We start from the raw sequence: 7786 nt of genomic DNA on the forward strand, positions 1-7786 counted from the left end.
AACCATTCACCTGGACCAAATCAGCGGAGTATCTCCTGGGCAAGATGAAACGCAAACAAACCATTAACACGGAACACTAGGCTGGGGGCAGTTTGATGGCTCATGGCGTTGCAGTCCGATCGGTCGTGGCGAGGTGGGCAGCGAGAGCCTGCAGAAAACGCTCGCAGGCGGCGATCTGGGTCAGTTCGATGTATTCGTTGGCGGTGTGGCCCTGGTCCATACTGCCGGGCCCGCACACCACGGTGTCGATTCCGGCTTGCTGGAAGAGACCGGCTTCGGTGGCGTAGACCACGGATTCTTCAACGGCGTGGCCGCTGAGGTCCTGGGCCAGTTCCAGTGCGACGCGCGGGCCCACAGGGCTCAGTCCCGGGACCGTGCCCAGCGGGGCCATGCGGATGTCCGCGGCGGGGTTCTCCTGCTGGATGGCGGCCCTCAGTTCGGCCAGGTGGTCCTCGATGCGGGAGATCACTGCCTCCGGGTTCACTCCGGGGATGGTCCTGAACTCGAATTCGAAGTCGCACTTTTCGGCAACGGTATTCACTGCGGCGCCGCCGCTGACGACGCCGACATTGGCCGTGGTGTAAGGCACCACGAAGGTCTCGTCGAACGGGCCGGACAGCCGGTGTTCGTCGGCGACGGAGCGGATGAAAGCAATGGCCCTGGCCGCGTATTCGATCGCATTGACGCCCGTGGTGGTCATCGAGGAGTGGGCGGCAATCCCGCTGACACTGACCCGGAAGAGCTGGCTGCTCTTGTGCGCGGAGACGGGGCGCATGCTGGTGGGCTCTCCGACGAAGCCCAGGCGGGGATGGATCCCGCGGGCGGCGAGCTCGGCCAGCAGGACTACGGCGCCGTGGCAGCCGACCTCTTCGTCGTAGGTCCAGGCGAAGTGCAGCGGTTCCGCCAGCGGAACGGACAGGAACTCGGGCAGGAGGCCCAGGATGGCGCCGCTGAAGGCCTTCATGTCCGTGGTGCCCCGGCCGTAAAGCCGCCCCTCGCGGACCTCGGGCGTGAAGGGGTCGCTGTCCCACGCCTGCCCGTCCACGGGGACGACGTCGGTGTGCCCGGCGAGCATGATGCCTCCGGTGACGGTGCCGTCCTGGGCCGGAATCGTGGCGAAGAGGTTGGCTTTGCGTCCGTCGGGGCTGGGGACGATCACCGGGGTGAGACCGTGGGCGGTGAGCTCGTCCGCCATGCTGTGGATCATCGCCAGATTGGAATTGCGGCTGGTGGTGTCGAAGGCAACCAGCTTCTTGGACCAGGCAAGCGCGGCGGCGCTGGGGGCTGTGGTGGCCGGATCGATGGTGGCTGGAACGGCGGTTGCCGGTGCGGTGGCGGGCGTCATGGGCAGGTTCCTTGGGGTGGTGACGGGACGGAGCTTGGTGGCCGGCTGCGGCAGGCGTAGGCAGCTGGCTGGCGCTCCGCGGTCCCATCAGTATTTGGCGGACCCACCACTCATGTCAACACTTTGGGCGCGATTTGTTCATTAAATTGAATACGGTTTCATGCTCGCCTTCCGGGCGGCGCCCGCCGTCGACGGTTGCGTCACCGGTCGCCGCGCAAGGCCGCAGCTAGAACGACGGCGGCGTCATGGCGCCGATCAGCACCGCGTCTTCCGATGTTGAATTGCGGTACCAGTGCGGCAGCGAGGAGTCGTAGGTCAGCGAATCGCCTTCCTCCAGGTCGTACCCCACTCCGTTGACGCAGACGTGGAGCCGGCCCTGCACCATGGTCACGCACTCCTCGCCGGCATGTTTGAAGGGAGCATCCTCGTTGTCCCATCCGGCCGCAATCTGCGCCCGGAGCATGCCGAGCTGGCCGCTCATGTGGGGTGTCAGGAGCTCATAGATGAGGTTGTCCTCGGCAACTTCGAGGCGCCGCCTCTCATCGCGCCGCACCAGCGCCCCGCCCTGTTCCTTCGTGTCAAAGAAGCGTCCGACCGGCACTTTCAGGGCCTGGGACAGCTTGATCAGCGTGGTCAGTGACGGATTGCCCTGGCCGCGCTCGATCTGGCTGAGCAGGCCCGGACTCAGGCCGGCCGCTGCCGCCAGGTTCCCGATGCTGAGCCCTGCCTCACGCCGCAGCTGCAGGACCAGAGCCCCCACGGCAGTCATTGCACGCTCGGCCTGATCCTCCACGCCGGGGAATTCCTGACCTGCGCGGGGGTGTTCGCCGTGATTCTCCATCCCACGATCGTCCGCCATAGTGAAGATATCGTCAAGATAATGAATCTGAGGGTAGTTGGCGGAATATCGATCACACGCAAACCCGTGCGGCTTTACAGCCCTACCCCCCGGGTAGGTCCCGGCACTGCCGGTCGTCAGTGCTTCCTGAAAGCGTCCTTCACCTTTTCGCCAGCCTGCTTCAGGTTAGCCTTGACCTGGTCGCCCTTGCCTTCGTTCTTGAGGTGCTTGTCACCGGTTGCCTTGCCTGTGGCTTCCTTGGCCTTGCCGGTCAGCTTTGTCGCCGCGTTGTGAATCTTGTCGCCCAGACCCATGGCTTCCTCCTTGGGGTGCTGCCCGACGGGCTGCCGGGGGTCACAAGTTCATGCTATCCGCTGCCCGGCGCGGCGGCCATCCTCAACCCCGCAGCGCCGTGACGGCCGCGCACAACGTGCCCGATTTAGAGCTCGCGGTAGTAGTACAGCATTGGGTCTGTCTGGGTGAGTTCGGTGTTGGTGAACCCGTGTGCTTCGTAGAAACGGCGCGCATCCGTGTCCTCGCCGTCGACGTTGATCTCAATGAGTGCACCGCCCCGGCCGCATACCAGGTCGAGGGCCGCGTCCAGGAGTGCGCTGCCGAGGCGGTGACCGCGCAGCTCCGCACGGACGTAGAGCTCGTCGAGGATCGCGACCGGCCCTCGGTACCAAACGTTGGGCCGGAAACTCAGCACAGCAACACCGCTCGCCGGTTCGCCGATCAGCAGGACCACCACGTCGTCCCCCGCCAGGAGCTGCGTCAACCGCGCCTGAAGCTCGCCAACGTCCGGGGTGGGTGTCGAGAACTCAGTGTTGAAATCATGAAGCAGCTGGGCAACCACAGGGGCGTCGGCCGTCGTCGCCCGCCGCGCAGAACCGCCGGATGTCATGACCTCATCTTGGGCACCGAGCGAAACCGTGTCCACCCTGACCTCCAGAAAGCGCGGCTGAAGAGCGGATCACGGTGAACCGCTGATCACCCGGTCACGTCCAACCAGCAAACCCGTCACGGCGAGAACCGCCATGACGCCCGCGGTGACGAGGAGCGGAAGCGTCCAGCCTCCACTCACGTCGCGAAGACCACCGAATATTACCGGCCCCATCGCGGCGAGACCGTAGCCGACTGATTGGGCCATCCCGGACAATGACGCTGCCTGCGGGTAATTCACGGTCCGGAGGCTGAAAAGCGACAGAGCGATGACAATGAGGCTTCCGCACCCGATGGCCCCAAGAAGGACCCACAGCAATACGAGGTCCGGCGCCAGGGCAAGCCCGAGAAACGTCACGAATGTGAGCCCGCCACTCGTAAAAGCAACAAGCCGCTGGTTCGAACCACGGTGAAGGATGCCCCCTGCGGCAAGGCTGGCGAACACGCTGATGAGCAGGAATACGGACAGATGAATACCCGCAGTAGTGGCGGGAACCCCCTGGCTTTGTTCGATCGTGGGCAGCCATGCCATCAGGACGTAGAAGGCGATCGATTGCAGTCCCATGAAGATTGTCACCTGCCAGCCCAGGGCTGAGGCCCACGGCGACCGGTAGGAAACCTTCGGCGCGGTGGCGTGCGCGGTGCCTGACCTGTGCCGGCGCAGCCACGGCAGGAGCACCGCCATGGCGATGAGAGCCAGCCCCACCCAGATTCCAAGGGCAAGCCGCCATCCTGCCGGGGACGTTTGTGCCACGGGAACGACGACGGCTGCCCCGATCGCGGCGAAGGCGGCCTGTGTGGCGGTGTAGCCTCCGGTGACCTGGCTGACCCGCATCGGAAAGTCCCGCTTTACCAGGGAGGGCACCAGGACATTGAGAAACGCGATCGCCAGGCCAATCAGTGCGGTGCCCGCCCAGATGACTCCGGGCAACGGTAAGGAGCGGAGCACGATGCCTGAGGCGAGGATCAGCAGGGACATCCACAGTGCCCGGTCCAGACCCAGACGGGAAGCGAAGCCGGGTGCCAGTGGGGAGAATACTGCGAAAGCGATGAGCGGAAGACCTGTGAGGAACCCTGCTGCGGCACTGGATAGCCCAAGGTCGCTGCTGATGTTCGCGAGTACCGGTCCCACGCTGACAAAGGACACCCGAAGGTTAACTGCTATGAGCAGAACACCGATGAAAGCGAAGCCGATCCTGGCAGTGCGGTCCGGCGCGTTCCGGGTGGCAGCGGGCACCATGCGTTCTTCCGTCCTTCGTGAGGAGCACCTCGCGCCTCTTACGATTCCGCCTTTGTCAGATATAAGTTGACTAGGCATTTCAATTTGCCGACAACCCACCTTATGCCGAGCCGGTTGAACTGCCCTTGCCTCGCCTCAAGCCGCTGGGCCGGAGGTATCGGGCCCGGTGTATGTCACGGCTGCACTGGGTCAATGGCAGGGTCCGGTCGGCCCGGTTCCCGCCGGGCTGGCCAAATGGCCTGCGGACGAGGAGCTCTACACCCTGTGTCCCTCATGCGGCCGCGTTTACCGCGACTCGGTCATCGAAGAGATGGGGACCGCGCCCGTTGCTTTCCGGGTCGACGTCACCGCCGGCCCAATTGCTGAGGCGCTCCGGATCCACTGGAACCTCAGCGCCGAGGAATGAACCTCGTGAGCGGACGACGGCGGGGACTCCCCGCCGTCGTCCGCTTGCGTCTTTCGTGTTCCGGGACCAGAAGTTGCCTGGTCTCTATCCAGAATTGACTGTTCAGACAGTTACTTCAGGCCAAAGACTCGCTTCAGTTTGATCAACCACGGTGGGCCCTCAATAAGCCCGTTCTGGACGCGTTGGACGCCGGCGCCGCCGGGACCACTAACCGGTGGCGTACTGGCAAGAGTAGGACGATCCGATGTCCCAGCTTTGGCATTTAGTCTGGTTTCAGCAAGGACGGGTGCCACAATAGGCGCGGACGGCAAGACCTCCCTGTTGACTTTGGCACGGCCCAGAAGCTGAACGAATTGCCGCTCGCCCAGCACCTTGATCTGTTGGCCCAGGGCAATGTAGTCGAGGGCCTTGCGTTCCTTACCGGAAGAGCCCAAGTCCCCGGCGGATGCCGAGTGCGTGGAGTCTGACCGCCCGAGGACCACAAAAGTTGTCTTCTTGGTCACTCCTTGACGGTTGGTCGCTCCGCAGTCCGCCACCGCGGCCATGGCGTCAAGCCTTGAGAAACTCTGCAGCTCGCCCGTGAAACAGAATGTTTGACCAAAAAAGGGATGCTGCGGGTCGGCGGAGGCATTGGCTTGCGGCAGATCAGCCAGGCGAAGGTTCCGCTCGATCGTGTAGTTGATCTGCCCGCCGACCGGCGTTCGTGTCTTACTCGGCTCTGAAGCCTTGGCTCTATTCGCGCCAAGCGGGGCCGCCCACATTTCCGCGACGGACTCAAGTTGTCGCATGCGGGCTATGGCAAGCACGACGCTGGCACAGGCAATCGCGTCCGCACCGGCCTCGTGGTGTTCAAAGGGCGGGAGTTCCAAATGTTCACTGACGTCGTTCAACTTGTGACGCGGGAGATCCAGATGCCCGCGGGCGAGTTCCAGTGCGCAATAGAAGTCGTGCTGAGGCAGATCGATTCCAGTCGCTTCAGAGGCAGCCCTCATGACGCTCGCATCGAATCTGGCGTTGTACGCCACGAAGTGGCCGCCAGCGGCGAATCGGAAGATGCTTGCGAGTGACTCTTCCCAATTACGTGCAGTCACAACATCCTGTGGTCGGATTCCATGAATGCCGACGTTCCGGGGCTCAAAGTGATCGATTCCGCTCGGCGGCTTGATCAGCCAAGACGCCCGTTCGACGATGTCTCCATTTACGACCCTTGCCAGGCCGACTGCGCAGACCGAACCGCGTTGACTGTTGGCCGTCTCAAAATCGATGGCGGTGAAGCTCATTTCATGCACGGATATCCCCTATTTCCGATTTCGCATTTAGTTTCATGATTCTTGGCGTGCTTCGCCGCTCGCGCCGGCTGACCCGGGCTTCGCACCGGATCTACCGCGCGCCAACGAGCTGGCCGGTCTCGCGCAGGTCCTTGGACGCCTCGAACTCCTCGGCCGGTGCGTTCTCCTGGTATTCGACGAGCTCGACGTGGTGCTCCACGAGGGCTTCCTTAACTGCGGCCGGGGTCGCGTAGAAGTACTCGCGGCGCAGGTTCACCAGGTTCACCCGCTGGCCGGCGAAGTGCTGGTGAAGTGCTGGTGAAGCATGGTTTCAATGCCCACCGCGTCCCTGGAGAAGAACAGTACGTGCACGTCGAAGAGGAATGGGACGGATGCGTCCCCCAGTTCCCGCACACGGTCCATGGGGTTGAGACGACGCGTCATGCCGATCTTCACTACCCCATCACCGAACGCCCCGAGGTTGGAGATTACGTACACGTATCCGGCACGCGTGTTCAGAGCGTTGTCTTCGGCGTCGGCGAGCTTCGCTTCCGCCTCGTCCAACTGGTCCTGGACGCGTTGGACGCCTTCAAGGTCTCCTGCGGCCTGTAGTTGGAGAAGCACGTTGGCGTAGTGATCCACTTCTTTCTTCTGCTTTGCCTTCAACGCTTCCCATTCGCGCTGGGCCTTCACCGTCTCACGGGCTTCGGCGCGAGCCTCCGCCTCAAGTTGCTTCTGGATAGCTACGGCTTCTAGGTGCTGAGCAGCTAGTTCAAGCTCCTTCTCACGCAATCCGTGGAAGGCGCTGGTGATCTGGAGGCCGATCATGGTTCCGCGCTTGGCGATCTGCTCGCGTGCCTTCTCGAGACGGGCCGCGGCCGTGTGCAGGTTGCCGGCTTTCACCGTCTTGACGCAGTTCTCGGCCTCCGCGTTGTAGGCGCGCAGCAGGAGTGCGGAAAGGTCGCGGACGAACTTGGACCCTTCCCTTGTGGAACCGTTGAAGGTGAATCCGGAGACGGTGGTGACTGCGGTCTTCTCACGCAGCTTGTCCTTGATGCGCGCGCGGACGACGGCCAGTTCGTCGGCGAGCTTAACCGAGGTCTCCGCTGGATGCTCGTAGTCGTAGAACCCGATGTTGTGCCGGTCAGCGACCTGTCGGACGTCAAGGACCTCGCTCCGGACGGCGGTGAGCTCGGCGTTGGCCGCCGCCAACTCCCGCTCCGCTGCAGCAATCCAGCGGGCCAGATCGGCAACGTGGCGCTCCGGCGCCACGCCCCTACAGCGCCGACCAGCCGCCGTCGGACGCGAGAATGGCACCGTTGACGTGGCGCCATAGCCGCTGAGCAAGACGGTGAACTAGACGGCAAGTCACCCCGCGGTGGCCGATGAGGAAGGTGGCTTCATCAGCTGGGCCGAAGCGTTCTGCCGCGAGTTGGGGTCCCCAGATGGCAACGAAGTTGGTGACTGGGGAGTCGATGGCCCCGGCGCTAAAGCGTGGGCCCCGGACCCGTATGCCAAGGCCGACTTCATGGTCAGTCGGACGACAATGTGCTTTTGGACGCGCTGTAGGCGACTCGGGGGACGGACCCGGATCGGGTGCCTTACTTGTTCGCGGCTGTTGAGCTGCCGCTGATACGGGCCTCATGAAGATGCAGAACTGGCTACCGCTGTGGCTTGCCAATGTAGTTGGCGAAATTGACAAGGCAGATTTGTGGTCAGGGCAGGGTGGGCCACGCGGAGGTGGGTC

The 7786-nt window shown here is 63.4% G+C and carries 9 protein-coding genes; 1 reads left to right on the top strand and 8 read right to left on the bottom strand.

What is annotated here, in order from left to right:
- Positions 1-100: 100 nt before the first annotated feature.
- The 5 genes from argE to BJQ90_RS02145 form a co-directional block, all read right to left on the bottom strand.
- Positions 101-1345: an acetylornithine deacetylase gene (gene argE / locus BJQ90_RS02125; RefSeq protein ID WP_226758665.1), complete on the bottom strand. Its 1245-nt coding sequence runs from the start codon at positions 1343-1345 to the stop codon at positions 101-103.
- A 226-nt stretch (positions 1346-1571) separates the two neighbouring features.
- A complete protein-coding gene (locus BJQ90_RS02130; protein WP_226758666.1) occupies positions 1572-2186 on the bottom strand; it encodes a helix-turn-helix domain-containing protein in 615 nt (204 codons plus the stop codon).
- Positions 2187-2320: 134 nt separating this feature from the next.
- Positions 2321-2497, bottom strand: coding sequence for a CsbD family protein (locus BJQ90_RS02135; RefSeq protein ID WP_226758667.1), 177 nt, complete (start codon positions 2495-2497; stop codon positions 2321-2323).
- Positions 2498-2622: 125 nt separating this feature from the next.
- Positions 2623-3087, bottom strand: a complete 465-nt coding sequence (locus BJQ90_RS02140; RefSeq protein ID WP_226758668.1) for a GNAT family N-acetyltransferase — start codon at positions 3085-3087, stop codon at positions 2623-2625.
- Between the two features lie 69 nt (positions 3088-3156).
- A complete protein-coding gene (locus BJQ90_RS02145; RefSeq protein ID WP_226758669.1) occupies positions 3157-4365 on the bottom strand; it encodes an MFS transporter in 1209 nt (402 codons plus the stop codon).
- A 166-nt stretch (positions 4366-4531) separates the two neighbouring features.
- Between BJQ90_RS02145 and BJQ90_RS02150 the strand changes: the two genes are divergently transcribed.
- Entirely contained in the window at positions 4532-4771 is a 240-nt protein-coding gene (locus BJQ90_RS02150) for a hypothetical protein (protein ID WP_226758670.1), read from the top strand.
- 110 nt (positions 4772-4881) lie between these two features.
- On the opposite strand, the gene BJQ90_RS02155 is transcribed toward BJQ90_RS02150, so the two are convergent.
- The 3 genes from BJQ90_RS02155 to BJQ90_RS02165 all read right to left on the bottom strand — a co-directional run bounded on the left by BJQ90_RS02155 (position 4882) and on the right by BJQ90_RS02165 (position 7311).
- Positions 4882-6051, bottom strand: coding sequence for an exonuclease domain-containing protein (locus BJQ90_RS02155; RefSeq protein WP_226758673.1), 1170 nt, complete (start codon positions 6049-6051; stop codon positions 4882-4884).
- A gap of 100 nt (positions 6052-6151) precedes the next feature.
- Entirely contained in the window at positions 6152-6316 is a 165-nt protein-coding gene (locus BJQ90_RS02160) for a hypothetical protein (protein WP_226758671.1), read from the bottom strand.
- A gap of 5 nt (positions 6317-6321) precedes the next feature.
- Positions 6322-7311 carry a DUF4041 domain-containing protein gene (locus tag BJQ90_RS02165; protein ID WP_226758672.1) on the bottom strand — a complete coding sequence of 330 codons (990 nt, stop codon included), beginning with the start codon at positions 7309-7311 and terminating at the stop codon, positions 6322-6324.
- Between the last annotated feature and the right edge of the window lie 475 nt (positions 7312-7786).

It is taken from the genome of Arthrobacter sp. SO3, assembly GCF_020532825.1.
Classification (GTDB): domain Bacteria; phylum Actinomycetota; class Actinomycetes; order Actinomycetales; family Micrococcaceae; genus Arthrobacter.

Bases quoted from the DNA above. Each gene is read 5' to 3' on its own strand.
- BJQ90_RS02130 (WP_226758666.1), bottom strand. From the start codon at position 2,186: ATGGAGAATCACGGCGAACACCCCCGCGCAGGTCAGGAATTCCCCGGC.
- BJQ90_RS02140 (WP_226758668.1), bottom strand. From the start codon at position 3,087: ATGACATCCGGCGGTTCTGCGCGGCGGGCGACGACGGCCGACGCCCCT.
- BJQ90_RS02145 (WP_226758669.1), bottom strand. From the start codon at position 4,365: ATGGTGCCCGCTGCCACCCGGAACGCGCCGGACCGCACTGCCAGGATC.
- BJQ90_RS02135 (WP_226758667.1), bottom strand. From the start codon at position 2,497: ATGGGTCTGGGCGACAAGATTCACAACGCGGCGACAAAGCTGACCGGC.
- argE (WP_226758665.1), bottom strand. From the start codon at position 1,345: ATGACGCCCGCCACCGCACCGGCAACCGCCGTTCCAGCCACCATCGAT.
- BJQ90_RS02155 (WP_226758673.1), bottom strand. From the start codon at position 6,051: ATGAGCTTCACCGCCATCGATTTTGAGACGGCCAACAGTCAACGCGGT.